The organism is Tenacibaculum sp. MAR_2009_124 (genome assembly GCF_900105455.1).
Classification (GTDB): domain Bacteria; phylum Bacteroidota; class Bacteroidia; order Flavobacteriales; family Flavobacteriaceae; genus Polaribacter.
The window spans coordinates 95448-112500 of sequence record NZ_FNSF01000002.1 but is presented as its reverse complement, the minus strand read 5'-3'; the positions used below and the strand labels follow the sequence as shown (position 1 = coordinate 112500).

Sequence of the window (17053 nt, the reverse complement as noted above, 5' to 3'; positions counted from 1 at the left end):
CTAGGCATCCTCCATACGCCCTTATTTAGCTTATTGTACTTTTTGCTTCCGATGTTAATCGGAAACGAGCTCTTTATAATTCTTAATTATTTTTTTATAAAAATATGTCGTTAGATATTAAATCTAACTCTCTATCTTGATTCTTTACGATATCATTTTACCAATATGTCAATGAACTTTTATTTAATGTAACAATACTTTAATATATCAATGTAACAATTATTTAATTGGTACATTTTTAATTTGATTAATTGCTACATTTATCTTGTGGAGAATATCGGAGTCGAACCGATGACCTCTTGCGTGCAAGGCAAGCGCTCTAGCCAGCTGAGCTAATCCCCCATATACTAGTAGTAGTACATAGTAGTTAGTAGTTATTCAACTACTACTCAACTTCTAGTTTTTCCTGAAAACTATGAAACATCTCTTTAAAAAAAGTAGTCCTGGGCAGACTCGAACTGCCGACCTCTACATTATCAGTGTAGCGCTCTAACCAGCTGAGCTACAAGACTATTTTAAGATCTGTGCTTAGTCTTCTTTTTTTTAAAATTAACAGCAGAGTAAAATTACACTTCTTTAGTAACTTAACACCATCTTCTCTAGAAAGGAGGTGTTCCAGCCGCACCTTCCGGTACGGCTACCTTGTTACGACTTAGCCCTAGTTACTAGTTTTACCCTAGGCAGCTCCTTGCGGTAACCGACTTCAGGCACCCCCAGCTTCCATGGCTTGACGGGCGGTGTGTACAAGGCCCGGGAACGTATTCACCGGATCATGGCTGATATCCGATTACTAGCGATTCCAGCTTCACGGAGTCGAGTTGCAGACTCCGATCCGAACTGTGATATGGTTTATAGATTCGCTCCTATTCGCATAGTGGCTGCTCATTGTCCATACCATTGTAGCACGTGTGTGGCCCAGGACGTAAGGGCCGTGATGATTTGACGTCATCCCCACCTTCCTCACGGTTTGCACCGGCAGTCTCGCTAGAGTCCTCAGCATTACCTGCTAGCAACTAACGATAGGGGTTGCGCTCGTTATAGGACTTAACCTGACACCTCACGGCACGAGCTGACGACAACCATGCAGCACCTTGTGATCTGTCCGAAGAAAACTCTATCTCTAAAGCTGTCAGACCACATTTAAGCCCTGGTAAGGTTCCTCGCGTATCATCGAATTAAACCACATGCTCCACCGCTTGTGCGGGCCCCCGTCAATTCCTTTGAGTTTCAATCTTGCGATCGTACTCCCCAGGTGGGACACTTATCACTTTCGCTTAGTCACTGAGCCAAAACCCAACAACTAGTGTCCATCGTTTACGGCGTGGACTACCAGGGTATCTAATCCTGTTCGCTCCCCACGCTTTCGTCCATGAGCGTCAGTATATACGTAGTAGACTGCCTTCGCAATCGGTATTCTGTGTAATATCTATGCATTTCACCGCTACACTACACATTCTATCTACTTCCGTATAACTCAAGTCAACCAGTATCAAAGGCAGTTCTATAGTTAAGCTATAGGATTTCACCTCTGACTTAATTGACCGCCTGCGGACCCTTTAAACCCAATGATTCCGGATAACGCTTGCACCCTCCGTATTACCGCGGCTGCTGGCACGGAGTTAGCCGGTGCTTATTCTTACAGTACCGTCAGCACCCTACACGTAGAGTGGTTTCTTCCTGTATAAAAGCAGTTTACAACCCATAGGGCAGTCATCCTGCACGCGGCATGGCTGGTTCAGAGTTGCCTCCATTGACCAATATTCCTCACTGCTGCCTCCCGTAGGAGTCTGGTCCGTGTCTCAGTACCAGTGTGGGGGATAATCCTCTCAGACCCCCTACCTATCGTTGCCATGGTAAGCCGTTACCTTACCATCTAGCTAATAGGACGCATAGTCATCTTGTACCGATAAATCTTTAATTAAATCCCGATGCCGGAATTCAACATTATGGAGTATTAATCTTCATTTCTAAAGGCTATCCTCCTGTACAAGGCAAATTCTATACGCGTTACGCACCCGTGCGCCGGTCGTCAGCAAGTAGCAAGCTACTCCTGTTACCCCTCGACTTGCATGTGTTAAGCCTGCCGCTAGCGTTCATCCTGAGCCAGGATCAAACTCTTCATTGTATAATCTTTAATATTATGTAATGTCAAGTCTTCAAAAGAATTTCAAGTGAAACATCTTAATAAGATGCCTCTGTGGTAATTCTACTCTTTGTTTATTTAATCTCTTAAATTACGCTGTCAATTTCAATATTTTCAATGAACTTTGTTTACCGTTCTTTTTAGTCTTCTAAACCAAAATCCCCATAAACTTCTTGTTGAAATGTTAGAATCGAACTAACTGATTTTTTTACTCCAAATCATTCCAAAATTTCCGTGATCGTGTTGCTTTCTTAAAGCGGATGCAAAGATATAAACTCTTTTAAAACTGACAAACTTTTTTTAAGAAAAATTCTTCAAAACTCTAAAGAAATCTCCGCAATAAATCAATGAACTTGCTAACTCTGTGTCTGTGTTTCCGTGTTAGCGGCTGCAAACATACAACCATTTTTTAACCCTACAACACTTTTTTTAAAGTTATTTTAAAACTCCCGTAATATATCCTCAAAAAAACCTAGATATCAAGGGATTGTAAAACTAAGTTTTTTTACCCTTTTTAGTTTTGGTTTTTCACACAAACAGTTACCCCCATTATTACACTCTATATACCTTTATATAACCCCATAAAAAAGCCCTGATAATTTTTCAATTAACAGGGCGCCATATACACTATTTTATTCTTTTATGGTTTAATTACCATAAAATAGAACGTTGTTCCTTCTCCTTTACATAATCTTCATTCCATATTAATTACATTTCTACTCAATATAAGAACGAATATACCCATCATTACGTGAACCTATATTATATCTGTATTAATTATACCCCTATAATATTGTACACAAAATGCATTTACAATATCTTTGCCCTTCGAAAATTTCCACTTGTAGGGAAATTAGGTATAATAGACACATAAGATATAATGATTAAAATTACATTACCAGACGGAAGCGTTAAAGAATTTGAAGTAAATAGTACTCCAATTGACGTAGCTAAAAGTATTAGTGAAGGACTTGCTCGAAATGTTATTTCAGCTAGTTTTAACGAAACAACTATTGAAACAACCACACCTTTAACAACCGATGGGGCTTTAGTTTTATATACATTTAACGATAAAGATGGTAAAAAAGCCTTTTGGCATTCTTCTGCACACGTATTAGCTCAAGCTATTTTAGAGTTTTACCCAAATACTAAATTAACTATTGGTCCAGCCATTGATAATGGATTTTATTATGATTTAGATTTAGGGGAAGATGTTATTTCTGAAAAGGATTTCCCTTCAATAGAGAAAAAATTTTTAGAATTAGCGAGAGAAAAAGCGGAATTTAAACTTCGTGAAGTTTCTAAAGCAGATGCCTTAGATTATTATAGAAGCAGAAATAATGAATATAAAGTTGAGCTTATTGAAGGGCTTGAAGATGGAGATATTACTTTCTGTGATCACAGTAACTTCACCGACTTATGTAGAGGGGGACATATTCCCAATACAGGATTCATTAAGGCAGTTAAAATAATGAATGTTGCTGGTGCTTATTGGAGAGGAAATGAGAAAAACAATCAATTGACTCGTGTTTATGCCATTTCTTTCCCTAAACAGAAACAACTTAAAGAATATTTAGAATTACTAGAAGAGGCTAAAAAACGTGATCATAGAAAACTAGGAAAAGAATTAGAGCTATTCACTTTTTCTCAGAAAGTTGGTCAAGGACTTCCTTTATGGTTACCGAAAGGTGCGGCTTTGAGAAGCAGACTAGAGGATTTCCTAAAGAAAGCGCAAAAAAAAGCTGGTTATGAAATGGTGATGACTCCGCATATTGGTCAAAAAGACTTGTATGTAACTTCAGGACATTATGCTAAGTACGGCGAAGATAGTTTTCAACCAATAACCACTCCTAAGGACGATGAAGAGTTTTTATTAAAACCTATGAACTGTCCTCATCACTGTGAGATTTTTGCTCACAAACCGTATTCTTATAAAGATTTACCAGTTCGTTTCGCTGAATTTGGAACTGTATATAGATATGAACAAAGTGGAGAACTTCATGGCTTAACAAGAGTTCGTGGTTTTACTCAAGATGACGCGCACATATTCTGTACGCCAGAACAACTAGATACAGAGTTTAAAAATGTAATTGATTTAGTACTATATGTTTTCACTTCATTAGGATTTGAAAACTTTACAGCACAAGTATCGATAAGAGACAAAGAGAACCTTGATAAATATATAGGAGAAAAAGAAACTTGGGAATTAGCAGAAAATGCAATTATCAATGCTGCGCAAGATAAAGGGCTAGATTTTGTTATTGAAGAAGGTGAAGCAGCATTTTATGGACCTAAACTAGACTTTATGGTAAAGGATGCTTTAGGAAGAAATTGGCAATTAGGTACAATTCAAGTAGATTATAATTTACCAAAACGTTTCGAATTAACCTATAAAGGACCCGACAATAAACTCCATAGGCCCGTTATGATTCATAGAGCTCCATTTGGTTCTATGGAACGATTTATTGCTATTTTATTAGAGCATACTGGAGGAAAATTCCCATTATGGCTAACTCCTGAACAAGTTATTATACTGCCTATCAGTGAGAAATATCAAAATTATGCAGAAAAAGTTTTACATTTGTTAGAAAATTCCGAAATTCGCGCCCTGATCGACGATCGAAATGAAAAAACAGGTCGAAAGATTAGAGACGCCGAAGTAAGCAAAATACCTTTTATGGTAATTGTTGGAGAAAAGGAAGAAGATGAAAACACTGTTTCCATCAGGAAACACGGTGAAGGAGATATTGGTACACTTTCTATTAAAGATTTTGTATCTTTGATAAAAGAGGAAGTAAACAAAACATTAACTCCTTTTTAGAAAATTAAATAGTAATCTTAAATTTATAGGTCATAGCAATCAAGAGAAGAAGAGGTGTTAGAAACACCAGAGTAATTAAAGAAGATCAACATAGGATCAACGAAAAAATCAAATACGTTGACGAAGTACGTCTTGTTGGAGACAATGTTGAAACTGGTGTATACCCTTTATCCAAAGCAAAAGAATTTGCACGGGAATTAGAACTAGATTTAGTTGAAATATCACCTAAAGCGGTTCCTCCTGTTTGCAAGATTATTGATTATAAAAAGTTCTTATACGAACAAAAAAAGAGGGAGAAAGCTCTTAAATCTAAAGCGACTAAAGTAATTGTAAAGGAAATTCGTTTCGGACCTCAGACTGATGAGCATGATTATGAATTTAAAAAGAAGCATGCTATTAAATTTTTAAAGGACGGAGCAAAACTAAAGGCTTTTGTGTTTTTCAAAGGTCGTTCTATCGTTTTCAAAGAACAAGGTCAAATTTTATTATTAAAATTGGCTCAAGAACTTGAGGACTATGGAAAGGTTGAGCAGATGCCGAAATTAGAAGGTAAGCGTATGACTATGTTCATCGCACCCAAGAAGACGAAGTAAGAATATAAGCAAGATAAAAACGAAAAGCGAAAATGCCTAAAATTAAAACAAAATCTAGTGCCAAGAAACGTTTCAAACTAACTGGCTCTGGAAAAATCAAAAGAAAGCACGCGTTTAAAAGTCACATCTTAACAAAGAAGTCTAAAAAACGTAAGCTTGCATTAACACATGCTACATTAGTACATAAGTCTGATGAAGCAAGTATTAAGCAACAATTAGTATTAAAATAATTGTTAGCTAGGTAGTAAATTAATTATTAACCATGGAGTCAGGCTCAAAAAGAATTACAAATAAAGTATTGTAAACGCCTGCTACAAAAACAATTTGAATTATGCCAAGATCAGTAAATTCAGTAGCTTCAAGAAATAGAAGAAAAAAAATCTTGAAGCAAGCAAAAGGTTACTTCGGACGTAGAAAAAACGTTTACACAGTAGCAAAAAATGCGGTTGAAAAAGGATTATTATATGCTTATAGAGACCGTAAAAACAATAAGAGAAACTTCCGTTCATTATGGATTCAGCGTATTAACGCTGCTGCCCGTCAGTACGGATTGTCTTATTCTCAGTTTATGGGAAAAGTTAAAGCTAACGATATCGAATTAAACCGTAAGGTTTTAGCCGATTTAGCAGTAAACAACCCAGAAGCTTTTAAGGCCATTGTAGAAAGAGTAAAATAAGTTTCATAAACTTGCTTATAATAAAAACCCAAACTTTATCGTTTGGGTTTTTTACTAATACCTATTATATCTAAAAAATATTTTATGAAATTATTAAAAGTCTTATCATTAATTTTCATTACTACTGCTACAGTAACTTCTATTGCTCAAGAAAAACAAACTAACAAAGAAAGTAATTTAATTAAGGAGCAATTTGAAGAATTGTATAAAAAATCCAGTTCTTATCAAAAATATAAAGTAATCGATAAGAAAGCTTATTCGGATATTAAAAGGAACGTGATGAATTCCTTAAAAGGTCTTGAAAGCACTATAAATTCAAAACAAGATACTATTACTACTCTAGAAGGTGAATCTAATTTATTAAAGAGTCAGATTTCTGAATTGAACCAAAAGCTAGAAGTTTCATTAGCTCAAGAAAACGAAATATCTTTTTTAGGGATTGACTTAGCTAAAACAAGTTACAATGTACTTGTTTGGAGTATTATTTCTATTTTGATTATACTATTGGTCTTCTTTATTTATCGATTTAAAAACAGTAATAACGTCACGAAAAAAACTAAGGTTTCATTAGATGAAATTGAAGAAGAATTTGACGTTTACAAGAGAAAATCTATCGAAAACGAGCAACAATTAAGAAGAAAGCTTCAAGATGAAATAAACAAACAGCGAGGAGTTTAAATTATATGGCAGTATTTCATAAACTGTGTAAGTTTTAAAATCTCGGGGTTGAATTCAACCCCGAGATTTTTTTATTCATTAACTTTAATTTTTACACATTTATGAAACCAGAAGATTTATTAAACGGCGAATTTCTAAAACAATTTAAAGATGGCTCAGAGTTAACTAGCTTTATAGAACAACTTCACAAACGAGGAGTTGAAAAGATTTTAGAAGGAGAGTTATCAGCTCATTTAGATTACGAGAAACATCAAAAGAGCACTAACTCTAATTCTCGAAATGGCTATTCAAAGAAGAAGTTAAAAACAACTTTAGGAGAAACAGAAATAGAAGTCCCAAGAGACCGTGAAGGATCTTTTAATCCTATGTTGGTAAAGAAAAGAGAAAGTACTACAGATGGTGTTGAAAATCTTATCATCTCTTTGTATGCTAAGGGAATGAGTGCTTCTGATATAGAGGAGCAAATCCGAGAGCTATATGACTTTAACATCTCTACTTCAACGATTTCAAGAATCACAGATAGCATTACTAATGACATTGTAGCATGGAAAAATAGACCTTTAGAAGCTACTTATTTAATCGTTTGGATGGATGGAATTGTTTTCAAGGTTAGAGAGAACTCTAAGGTTATTAACAAAACTATATACATAGCTGTAGGCCTTAGATCCGACGGTAAAAAGGAAGTACTAGGTTTGTGGTTAGGTAAAAATGAATCAGCTGCTTTTTGGATGAGTGTTTTGACTGATATTAAGGCCAGAGGAACGCAAGATATACTGATTACTGCAACCGATAATTTAAACGGATTTACAGATACTATAAAGACAGTGTTTCCTAATTCTACCACACAAATATGTGTAGTACATCAGATTAGAAACTCTTGTAGATACGTGGTTTGGAAAGATAAAAAAGAGTTTACTAAAGATATGAAGCAAATCTATACAGCTCCAACTAAAGAAGCCGCAAAGGCTGCTTTAAAAGATTTTAAAAATAAATGGGAAGCTAAATATTCGTATGCTATTAAAAGTTGGGAAAACAACTGGGATGAACTCACTGTTTTCTTCGATTTTCCAATTGAAATAAGAACTATTATTTACACCACTAATCTTATTGAAAATCTTAATGGGAAAATACGCAAATACACTAAAAACAAACTCTCTTTCCCGACAGATGACGCTGTTATCAAATCGGTATATTTAGCTTTAAGAGAAAGTACTAAAAAGTGGACAATGCCCATTAGAAATTGGGGCATAATTCTAAATCAATTTTTAGCTATATTTGAAAAAAGGATTAGGCTATAAATAACCTAACCCTGATATTTTGAACTTACACACTTTTTAGGATAGTGTCAATTATATAAAGCCTTTGTACTTATCTTCAAAGGCTTTTTTTAACTTTTAAAGTCGTTCTAGTAACTCATTTAAAATATAACTTTCACGATATACTTTTCTTTCCTTTATAGACTTTTTCTTCTTTTTTAAATACTCGGCAAACCCAAACTTCATAGATACATAATATAAACTAAAAGCTACCTCATTTTCAATTCTTAGACAGCTATTCCAGTTATCGATAATACACTGCTTACTAAAATCCATTAACCTATTACTATCCAGATATTTTTTCTTTACAAACTTCTCTATTTCTAAATGTTTATTTAATGAAGGGAATGTATATTTGAAGAATACCAACTTATTCTTAAAAAAATGAAGTTCAACAATAATTTTATATACTCCTATTCTCATTTTATAGAATAAGACATGACAATAACGTTGTACTTTTACCAACGAATAAGGCACATTCAACTTTTTTTTAACGCTGTACATCGAATCTCCGAAGTTTACGTCGTCAGAATGATTAATTTTCTCTTCAGTAAGAATTGAGCTTTGTTTCTCTGGCAATTTTTCATACACGGAGATATAACAAGTTATATCTCTATACTTAGAGATTGATTGATTATAATAATTACTGTAGTATTTTTTGTTACCCAGTAATTCAGACAATTTCCTTTGGATCAGCAGCATATTATTATGTTTTACAATAAACTCATCACCCCCCTTGAAATTTCTACGTATTTCTAAATATACAACTTTAAAACTTAAAAACCTCTTTATAAGCGCTTTATTAACCAGCACATCAAAAAGAAAACTTTAAACTCTAATTTTTTTAGCATCAGTCTTTCTGTATTACAAACTACTCTCTTACAATACTCCTAACATCATAATCAGATTCTCCCTACTCATTTAAATACGCCAAAAAACTTGATTTTCTACATAAATACATTACCGTAAATACTTCCTTATCACAAACTCTTAAACAATTATCATAAGGATCCATTATTCCCTCACTTATAAAACCGAAATGAGATACATTCTTAAAATATTTCTGATTTAAATAGTGGATAATTTCACCTCTATTTTTAATAAAAGGGAATGCATATTTGAAAAACACTAAATCATTTTGATAGAAATGTAACTCCACTTCTATTTTATGTTCTCCAATTTTTATCTTGTAACATAAAACATCTAGAAAACCTCCAATGGGAATACTGGAATAAACGACTTGAAGCTTCCGTTTCACCTCATTAATCGAATCTCCAAACTCGATATCAAAAAAATGATTGATTTTAGAATTGGACCTTATATAGAGTTGACTAAAAAAACCTGTATACAAGGAATTATAATACTTTAAACTTTTCCGCTCAGATAACTCTAAGAGCTTTTTTGTTTCTAAATTACTAGCATTAGAAACATTAATTACTTCATTCTGGATCAATAGCATATTAGCACATTATTTAACTTAATAAACTAGTCACCCCCGAAAATGAAATTACTAATTAAAGGTACGTTTTTTCAACATAAAAACCTATATAGCAATTGTTAAAGTCGTTATCTTCTGATATTTTTTTTAATCAACAACAAGTTCAACCTCAAAGGCTAATGCCTTTAAAAATTCATCTATTCTATCCTTTAATAATCCAGGAACACATATAATATGTGCAATATCACCTTCTGATGCTATTTGGTATCTTTTGCATAGCTCATCTGAAGGTTTATTAAAAACAACTGTTAAGGCTTCTTTATTTCTCCAAGCCTTCATCCCTAAATTACATAACTCTTTTTCCGTATATGCTGCCAATCTCTGCGCCTCTTCTACTCTTGACTTAAGCCCCGCTTTACCTATTTTTTCCAAAACTGACCATAAAAACAATGGTGTTAATCCATTTCTTGAACCAGTAATTGTTGTATCTAATGTTCCTACATAAGATATTGAATTTGCTACTCTATTTCTGTGTGCTCTTTTACACATAACAACACCGCATGGTATCGGCCCTCCAATGAACTTATGCCCCGAAATTGAAATGCTATCTACCCCTTCCGCAAAATCGAATTTAGGTCTTGGTTCAACAAATGGAGCTATCGTACCAAGAAAAGCAGCATCACAATGTATATAATAATTTTTTATAGCATATTTTCTTATTATTCCTTTGATTTTCTCTAAATCATCAACAGCTTCGGTCATTGTTGTACCTATATTCAAAAAGAAAACTGCGGGTTTGTCTCTATGAATCGTCAATATCTGCTCTAAATCTTCATAATCAATTTCACCATTCTCTTGACTTCTAACGACAACATTTCGCATATTCAATAAGTGCAAATTCTTTTTAACACTATAATGGGTGGACTCGCTGTAATACACAATTGCATTAGAATAACATTCTCTAGCCAAATAGAGCCCATAAAGATTACCTTCTGTACCTCCGTTCGTTACATACCCCCAAACATCTTCCGTTGAAGCGCTTAACATATCTGCAAAAAAAGAAACGCATTTACGTTCTATTTCCTTAGTATCAATTGTCAATGTAGAGTCTGACTCAGGATCACCTACATTATTTATACATAAATCCAAAAATGGGGCGAATTCACTAAAACTAAAATCCTTTGCCAATGGATATCCTAAAAAACTATTTGAACTTTCCTTTATTCTATTGTAGATATTATTAAATGATTGCATCCTGACTATTTTTTTATTCAAAGTTACAAACAAAGAATAAAGCACCTAACAAACAATTCTATTTAAGAAAATTATACTAAAAAAAACTCATAAATCAAAAATAAGCTACTTTTGTAACACCAAAAACAAACGAATTTTAAAAATATTTTCTATGTTCTCTTTAGATGCTATTGATTTAAAAATTATTGAAGAATTGCAAAAAGACAGTAAGCAATCAATTAAGCAGATTTCTCAAAAAATTAATCTTTCTATCACGCCGACACATGAGAGGATAAAAAAAATTGAAGCTTCTGGAATAATTGATAAATATGTTGCCATTGTAAAACCAGAAATGTTAGGTAAAAAGTTAATCGTATACTGCCAGGTTACCTTAGTTCAGCATGAAGATAATGCTTTCAAAAAGTTTGAAGATTATGTGAATTCTGTACCCAAAATCGCCGAAGTATCTTATATAGCAGGGAGTTTCGATATACTTTTAAAAATTATTTTAAAAGACATGGATGAATATCAAAACTTTGTTCTAAAAGAAATGTCTCAACTCGAAATTATTTCAAATGTTCAAAGTTCCTTTGTTATCAAACAGATAAAAAACAATACTCTTATTAGCGTAGACTAAAAGATATTATTTTAACACATATCTCCTCCAATTGCGAATTCGAACTCTTGAATTGCTGGAATACCATCGTTAGTTTTTGCAGGGTTCCAATTAGGCATGCTTTTTAATAGCTTTATTAATTCTTCATCAACGCGATCGTTCCCAGAAGATTCTTTTATTGTTAAATTAATTACTTCTCCTTTTTTATCTATCCAAAAATTAATTATCGCTCGCCTTTTGATATCCGTTGACCAATTTAATACTTCAATTCTTGTATTTTTCTTGAGATATTGAATCATTTTATAATAGCCTCCAATATATTCCGCTTCATGTTTTGGTGAAACCCTAAAAGCAAAATTCATCACATTTCTTTCTTTTTTATTGGTAACTGGATTCTTTGTTTCATATTTTACTTTCATCGTAATCAAATCCAACATTTTTGCACTCTTAAGAAGTTTCTGCTGCTCCGGTGTTAAAAAGTTATTTTTTGACAAGGCTTTCTTTTCAACTCCATTTGATACAACTTGAATAACAACAGACTCGTATTCATAAATCCAATTATGTGGAAAGTATTCTATGAAATCAGATAACTTTCTAGCTGTCTTCAACTTTTCCAATACTACAACCTTATTATCCCTTCTCTTTATAACATAACTTAATTCGTTATTGGGCTTATCTGGTAAATCGAAGCCATAAGAAATCTTTGATACCGATTTACGCGTCATTTTCTTTTTCTTTTCTTGCTTACTATTGAATCCGTATAATACTGCCGAAAGTATAAATGCAATACCCACTATACTAATAACTTTTGTTTTCATCTCTCTATTCTTTAATATTTACAAACAGGCAGCTTGACAAAATCTCTGTAAGCATCAATTATATTACCTGTATTTACAAATTTAGCTCTACCCTTTCATTTTCTTCTTTAACAAATGTAAAACGTTGTTGATCAAATGTCAAAAAAGTGTCAAAACTTAAAAATAGAAAATATTCTTTCTATACTCTACGATCCTTTCATGCCAATAATGCTAATCATTTATAAATACTAATACAATTATATATATCTGTTATTTTTTTCTTAACTTTAAAATGCTATGAAAAAAATATTAGAATACCTACCCTTTTATTTGGTTGTTTCTGTTGCTATCGGAATTTACCTAAATTATAATATTGCTTCTGAGGAGTTAAAATCTTCTGGAGTTTTCATTTATGCTTCTTTAATTGTCTTCCTTTTGTTTTTAACCAAGAGAGTAAACAAAAGGGGCTTTTTCTTCATTATTTTAATACTCTCTTTTGTTACCATTGGTTATATCGCTGCACACATTAACAACCCTAAAAACTTCAATAGTTTTTATAAAAACCAACATCTAGAAAATGCAATAACAACGATCCAAATAAAAGAGAAACTTAAATCAAGCAGATTTTCTCACAAATATATTGGCAAGATTGTAAACGTTGACAACTACTCAACCAAAGGAAACGTTCTAATAAATATTGATAAAACAAGTTCTGAGTATCTAAAGATTGATCAGGTACTCTTAACCAAACCTATTTTTAAATCTATTTCTCCCCTCTAAATCCTTATCAATTTGATTATCGAAGTTATTTAGCCAAGAAATATGTTTATGAACAAACATTTTTAAGAAAAGGTGAATTCAAAATTCTGAAGCGCCACGAATATTCTATTATGGGAATCGCTGAAACTATCCGATTCAAAATAGAAAAATCTCTAGAAAAGCAATCATTTTCACCTGAAGTTCTATCCGTTATGAAAGCGCTTCTATTGGGGCAACGTAAAGAAATCACAAAAAACACCTTAGCAAATTACACCAACGCCGGAGTTATTCATGTTCTTGCTATTTCAGGATTACATTTAGGCATTTTACTAATGTTTATCAATTTTATATCAAATCCTCTTTTACATGTTAAAAACGGTAAATTCGTGAAAGTGATTATTGTCGTCGTTATTCTTTGGAGTTTTGCCTTTATCTCTGGTTTATCGGCCTCTGTAGCGAGATCAGCCACGATGTTTTCGTTTATTACTATTGCGAAGTTATTTCAGAAAAAAACATTTAGTGAATATTCTATTATCAGCTCTATTTTTGTCCTTCTCTTAATAAATCCTATGGATTTATTTAATATCGGATTCCAGTTAAGTTATTTGGCCGTATTCGGAATTATCTGGATTTATCCACTATTATTTAATCTATGGACTCCTAAGTATTTTATCTTAATGAAGCTATGGCAATTAACTGTCGTTTCTATTTCTGCTCAAATAGCTGTACTTCCTTTGAGTATTTACTATTTCCATCAGTTCCCTATGTTATTTCTAATTTCAAATTTAGTTATTGTTTCTCTTTTAGGATTTATTCTGATTTCTGGAATACTAGTGATTCTACTTTCCTCGGTAGATGCATTACCTGAATTTATTGCTTTATCATACGATTTTATAATCAATAAAATGAACAGCTTTGTTCAATGGATCTCTTCTTTTGATCAGTTTGTTTTAAAGGAAATTTCATTAAATAAACTCCAAACTATCATTTGGTATTTGATTATTATAGGATGCGTTAGAAGTCTTTATAGATTTAAGGGAAGGAATTTTCTCTTTATTCTTATTTATTCTGCATTTCTTCAGTTATCATTGATCTATGAAAAGTATACAACGGATAAAAAAGACAGTTTAGTCATTTTTCATAAAACCAAACAAACTATTATTGGCAAACAAAAGGGAAAAGAGTTTACTATTTATAACAATCAAAAAGAGTCCAATCTTACTTATCTAATTTCTCCTATCAAAAAAAACGAGGATATAAAAATTAACTATAAAAATAAACTTCCTGATATATTAAGACACAAAGAAAACATAGTGCTACTTATAAATAATAGTGATTTTTTTGCTATTGAAGGACTGAATAAAAATGTCATTGTAATACTTACGAACTCACCAAAACTAAACCTAGATAGATTTTTACAGAGCAACACTCCTAAAATGATTATAGCGGACGGAAGTAACTATAGAAGTTATATAAATAAATGGCAAAAAACTTGTAAGAAACAAAAAACACCATTTTATTCTACTGAAAAAAATGGTGCTTATATTTTAAACTAAAAACTTATTAAATTGAACTCTTGAATTTTTTTTCAAAATCTTTCCAATTTGTTTTTTTATAATTTTCATCATTGAAAAAAGCCAATACTTTCTCAAATTTTCTTTCTGCCATATAACCTGGAACATTTTGCAGTAACTGCTTATCCTTATTCATAAATGCCGTTGAAGGATAACTTAACTTACCTTTCATTAACGCTGCTGCTAATTCGTGGTATCCTCGTCTACCTTGCGCTTTGTAAGTAAATGTTTTTCCTTGAAAACTAATATCATTGCGATCTTCGCCATTTAATTTAACAGGATAATAATTCTCATTTACATAGTCGACAATAACATCATTTTTATAAGTTGTATTGTCCATCTTTTTACACCATCCGCACCAATCTGTATAAATATCAATTAAAATTGGTTTTGGCTCCTTCTCACTTTTTTCCATAGCTTCCTCAAAAGATAACCACACTATCTTATTTTGATTTTGAGCATGTACACTCAAAGAAACTAAAGCTACTATTATAAAAATAAAATTTCTCATATCTTCTTGGTCTCAATAACTATTCCAAATTTACAAAAAAACCTGTCAATTTTTAACAAATTAACAGGTTTAATATTCTTTAACTTTTTAAAAAAGTGCTATTTAACACCATGCATTAGTTTCTTTATGACAGGATACAAGACAGCCGATAATACTGCCAATCCAAATGAAACAAAGGTCAACAACCAGAAGAAGCTACTTAGCCCTTCCTCTTGAGCGATACTTTCTGAAGATTCGGCAAAAACACCTGCTAATTTCATTCCAATTGCCACTGCCAAATACCAAATACCAAACATAAATGCAATCATTCTTCCTGGAACCAGTTTAGACACATATGAAAGTGCTACTGGCGAAACACATAATTCACCCATAGTATGGAATAGATATACTAATATTAGCCAAATAATACTTACCGAAGCTGTTTTAGCACCGGGTTCAATTCCATCAGCTCCAATTGCAATAACGGCCATTCCTAAACCTAATAACCCCATTCCAATAGCCCACTTCATGTTTGCATTGGGATTGTATTTACTTTCCCACCATTTCGAAAATAATGGTGCCAATGTAATAATGTATAAAGAATTCAACACTGAAAACCAAGAAGCAGGTATCTCAGCAGTATCCTTTTGAAATTCTTCATTTAACATCCACAATGCGATATACCAAATAATAGCAAAACTTAAGGCTAAAAATAAATTAGACCATTTATACTTGGCAAAAGTCTTTTTAAACAATAAAAACAACACCCACGTAATTATTCCTAACGGAACAATAGTCATCAAAGTGTTAGCTATTTTAAATATCATCCCTGCACTTCCTTCCAAAACCCTATCGGTATAATCTTTGGCAAAAATGGTTAATGAACTTGGTGATTGCTCAAATATTGCCCAAAAGAATATCGTTACAAATGCAAAAAACATCACTGCTAGCATTCTATCACGAGTAACCTTATCGTATTTAGGAATACGCATTACTAAAAGTGCAATAAATATTAAGAACGCCGCAATAATAGCTACTGTTGACCCAGAGATTCCAGCAAACTCAAATGGAAACACATTATATTTCCCTTCCGATATTTTAGATATTGGATCATTAAATATCCAAAGTAGTCCAAGGACTGATGAAACTGCTATCAATATTTTTTGTACTCCAGTAAAAGGATTTCTTTTAACCTCATCAGTTTTATCTGATGGCTTCGTGGTATCAAGAACCTCATCTAAAACATCCACGTTTTTATTCTTAGCTCCTTTACCTATATCTCCAAATATTCCTTGAATTAACCAAAACTGCAACAAGCCAAACAACATGAATATTCCTGCAACACCGAATCCCCAAGACCATCCAATTTTTTCTCCTAAATAACCACAAAGTAAAATTCCTAGAAATGCACCTGCATTTACTCCCATATAAAAAATCGTATAGGCTCCATCTTTTTTCTCCGATTTACCGGCATACATTTCCGAAATAATAGAAGTCATATTTGGCTTAAAAAAACCACTTCCAAATACTAATAATGTCAATCCTGTATAAATAAAGAATGGTGTTTCAATAGCCATCGCTCCATGACCTAAAGTCATCAACAAAGCTCCAACAACCACCGCTTTTCTAATACCAATTACGTTATCCGCAAAATACCCACCCAACATTGTTGAAAGGTAAACTAACGAAGTATAGGTTCCAAAGATAGCATAAGCCCATTCTCTAGGCCAGCCCCAACCTTCATCCATAATAGATGCCGTAAAAAACATTACTAATAAGGCTCGCATTCCATAATAAGAGAAACGCTCCCACATTTCCGTAAAAAATAACACAAACAGCCCAGCTGGATGCCCTAAGACTTTATCTTTAAATAGATTTTCAATATCTGTATTCATGTATTTCTAGTATTTAGTTTATAA

The 17053-nt window shown here is 32.9% G+C and carries 15 protein-coding genes, 2 tRNA genes and 2 rRNA genes (1 of these 19 running past the window's edge); 9 read left to right on the top strand and 10 right to left on the bottom strand.

The genetic code is table 11. The annotated features are described in order from the left end of the window. From BLW23_RS07045 to BLW23_RS07030, 4 genes are all read right to left on the bottom strand, one after another. Nucleotides 1-36 (bottom strand): 23S ribosomal RNA (locus BLW23_RS07045); it reaches 2832 nt to the left of the window's first position. A 232-nt stretch (nucleotides 37-268) separates the two neighbouring features. After that, nucleotides 269-342 (bottom strand) — tRNA-Ala (locus BLW23_RS07040). Between the two features lie 96 nt (nucleotides 343-438). Continuing rightward, nucleotides 439-512 (bottom strand) — tRNA-Ile (locus BLW23_RS07035). A 91-nt stretch (nucleotides 513-603) separates the two neighbouring features. After that, nucleotides 604-2125: ribosomal RNA gene (locus tag BLW23_RS07030) — 16S ribosomal RNA — on the bottom strand. The 16S and 23S rRNA genes sit together here with 2 tRNA genes alongside, the layout of an rRNA operon. Before the next feature lie 898 nt (nucleotides 2126-3023). Here BLW23_RS07030 and thrS point away from each other — a divergent pair. The 6 genes from thrS (at nucleotide 3024) to BLW23_RS07000 (ending at nucleotide 8209) form a co-directional block, all read left to right on the top strand. Next, on the top strand, nucleotides 3024-4964 hold the full coding sequence (thrS, locus tag BLW23_RS07025; RefSeq protein ID WP_093668553.1) for a threonine--tRNA ligase: 1941 nt from the start codon (nucleotides 3024-3026) through the stop codon (nucleotides 4962-4964). A 74-nt stretch (nucleotides 4965-5038) separates the two neighbouring features. Then, the gene (gene infC / locus BLW23_RS07020) at nucleotides 5039-5557 is read left to right on the top strand and encodes a translation initiation factor IF-3 (protein ID WP_093668552.1); all 519 of its coding nucleotides are present in this window, start codon (nucleotides 5039-5041) and stop codon (nucleotides 5555-5557) included. A gap of 32 nt (nucleotides 5558-5589) precedes the next feature. Continuing rightward, a complete protein-coding gene (gene rpmI, locus BLW23_RS07015) occupies nucleotides 5590-5787 on the top strand; it encodes a 50S ribosomal protein L35 (RefSeq protein ID WP_093668551.1) in 198 nt (65 codons plus the stop codon). A 101-nt stretch (nucleotides 5788-5888) separates the two neighbouring features. Further along, nucleotides 5889-6233 (top strand): 50S ribosomal protein L20, encoded by a 345-nt coding sequence (rplT, locus tag BLW23_RS07010; protein WP_093668550.1) that lies wholly within the window; start codon nucleotides 5889-5891, stop codon nucleotides 6231-6233. An 84-nt stretch (nucleotides 6234-6317) separates the two neighbouring features. Continuing rightward, nucleotides 6318-6911, top strand: coding sequence for a hypothetical protein (locus BLW23_RS07005; RefSeq protein WP_093668549.1), 594 nt, complete (start codon nucleotides 6318-6320; stop codon nucleotides 6909-6911). Between the two features lie 101 nt (nucleotides 6912-7012). Then, entirely contained in the window at nucleotides 7013-8209 is a 1197-nt protein-coding gene (locus tag BLW23_RS07000; RefSeq protein ID WP_093667472.1) for an IS256 family transposase, read from the top strand. A gap of 96 nt (nucleotides 8210-8305) precedes the next feature. On the opposite strand, the gene BLW23_RS06995 is transcribed toward BLW23_RS07000, so the two are convergent. The 3 genes from BLW23_RS06995 to BLW23_RS06985 form a co-directional block, all read right to left on the bottom strand. Next, the gene (locus BLW23_RS06995) at nucleotides 8306-8929 is read right to left on the bottom strand and encodes a hypothetical protein (RefSeq protein WP_143032123.1); all 624 of its coding nucleotides are present in this window, start codon (nucleotides 8927-8929) and stop codon (nucleotides 8306-8308) included. Nucleotides 8930-9140: 211 nt separating this feature from the next. Beyond that, a complete protein-coding gene (locus BLW23_RS06990; protein ID WP_093668547.1) occupies nucleotides 9141-9686 on the bottom strand; it encodes a hypothetical protein in 546 nt (181 codons plus the stop codon). A gap of 126 nt (nucleotides 9687-9812) precedes the next feature. Next, nucleotides 9813-10919: a histidine decarboxylase gene (locus BLW23_RS06985; RefSeq protein WP_093668546.1), complete on the bottom strand. Its 1107-nt coding sequence runs from the start codon at nucleotides 10917-10919 to the stop codon at nucleotides 9813-9815. A 151-nt stretch (nucleotides 10920-11070) separates the two neighbouring features. Here BLW23_RS06985 and BLW23_RS06980 point away from each other — a divergent pair, with 151 nt between their 5' ends. Beyond that, nucleotides 11071-11535: an Lrp/AsnC family transcriptional regulator gene (locus tag BLW23_RS06980; protein ID WP_093668545.1), complete on the top strand. Its 465-nt coding sequence runs from the start codon at nucleotides 11071-11073 to the stop codon at nucleotides 11533-11535. An 11-nt stretch (nucleotides 11536-11546) separates the two neighbouring features. Here BLW23_RS06980 and BLW23_RS06975 read toward each other — a convergent pair whose 3' ends face one another. Beyond that, nucleotides 11547-12332 carry an energy transducer TonB gene (locus BLW23_RS06975; RefSeq protein ID WP_093668544.1) on the bottom strand — a complete coding sequence of 262 codons (786 nt, stop codon included), beginning with the start codon at nucleotides 12330-12332 and terminating at the stop codon, nucleotides 11547-11549. A gap of 276 nt (nucleotides 12333-12608) precedes the next feature. Between BLW23_RS06975 and BLW23_RS06970 the strand changes: the two genes are divergently transcribed. Further along, nucleotides 12609-13091 carry a hypothetical protein gene (locus BLW23_RS06970; RefSeq protein ID WP_093668543.1) on the top strand — a complete coding sequence of 161 codons (483 nt, stop codon included), beginning with the start codon at nucleotides 12609-12611 and terminating at the stop codon, nucleotides 13089-13091. A 110-nt stretch (nucleotides 13092-13201) separates the two neighbouring features. Further along, nucleotides 13202-14626, top strand: a complete 1425-nt coding sequence (locus tag BLW23_RS06965; RefSeq protein ID WP_093668542.1) for a ComEC/Rec2 family competence protein — start codon at nucleotides 13202-13204, stop codon at nucleotides 14624-14626. A 7-nt stretch (nucleotides 14627-14633) separates the two neighbouring features. Here the strand turns inward: BLW23_RS06965 and BLW23_RS06960 are convergent, their stop codons facing one another. After that, on the bottom strand, nucleotides 14634-15155 hold the full coding sequence (locus tag BLW23_RS06960) for a thioredoxin family protein (RefSeq protein ID WP_093668541.1): 522 nt from the start codon (nucleotides 15153-15155) through the stop codon (nucleotides 14634-14636). A gap of 98 nt (nucleotides 15156-15253) precedes the next feature. Beyond that, entirely contained in the window at nucleotides 15254-17029 is a 1776-nt protein-coding gene (locus BLW23_RS06955; RefSeq protein ID WP_093668540.1) for a peptide MFS transporter, read from the bottom strand. Nucleotides 17030-17053: the final 24 nt, after the last annotated feature.

Excerpts from the sequence above, each read along its gene's own strand:
- BLW23_RS06990 (WP_093668547.1), bottom strand. The coding sequence starts at position 9,686 with ATGCTATTGATCCAGAATGAAGTAATTAATGTTTCTAATGCTAGTAAT.
- BLW23_RS06980 (WP_093668545.1), top strand. The coding sequence starts at position 11,071 with ATGTTCTCTTTAGATGCTATTGATTTAAAAATTATTGAAGAATTGCAA.
- BLW23_RS06995 (WP_143032123.1), bottom strand. The coding sequence starts at position 8,929 with ATGCTGCTGATCCAAAGGAAATTGTCTGAATTACTGGGTAACAAAAAA.
- BLW23_RS07000 (WP_093667472.1), top strand. The coding sequence starts at position 7,013 with ATGAAACCAGAAGATTTATTAAACGGCGAATTTCTAAAACAATTTAAA.
- BLW23_RS06975 (WP_093668544.1), bottom strand. The coding sequence starts at position 12,332 with ATGAAAACAAAAGTTATTAGTATAGTGGGTATTGCATTTATACTTTCG.
- BLW23_RS06960 (WP_093668541.1), bottom strand. The coding sequence starts at position 15,155 with ATGAGAAATTTTATTTTTATAATAGTAGCTTTAGTTTCTTTGAGTGTA.
- thrS (WP_093668553.1), top strand. The coding sequence starts at position 3,024 with ATGATTAAAATTACATTACCAGACGGAAGCGTTAAAGAATTTGAAGTA.
- BLW23_RS06955 (WP_093668540.1), bottom strand. The coding sequence starts at position 17,029 with ATGAATACAGATATTGAAAATCTATTTAAAGATAAAGTCTTAGGGCAT.
- rplT (WP_093668550.1), top strand. The coding sequence starts at position 5,889 with ATGCCAAGATCAGTAAATTCAGTAGCTTCAAGAAATAGAAGAAAAAAA.
- BLW23_RS06965 (WP_093668542.1), top strand. The coding sequence starts at position 13,202 with ATGGGAATCGCTGAAACTATCCGATTCAAAATAGAAAAATCTCTAGAA.
- rpmI (WP_093668551.1), top strand. The coding sequence starts at position 5,590 with ATGCCTAAAATTAAAACAAAATCTAGTGCCAAGAAACGTTTCAAACTA.
- BLW23_RS07005 (WP_093668549.1), top strand. The coding sequence starts at position 6,318 with ATGAAATTATTAAAAGTCTTATCATTAATTTTCATTACTACTGCTACA.
- BLW23_RS06970 (WP_093668543.1), top strand. The coding sequence starts at position 12,609 with ATGAAAAAAATATTAGAATACCTACCCTTTTATTTGGTTGTTTCTGTT.
- BLW23_RS06985 (WP_093668546.1), bottom strand. The coding sequence starts at position 10,919 with ATGCAATCATTTAATAATATCTACAATAGAATAAAGGAAAGTTCAAAT.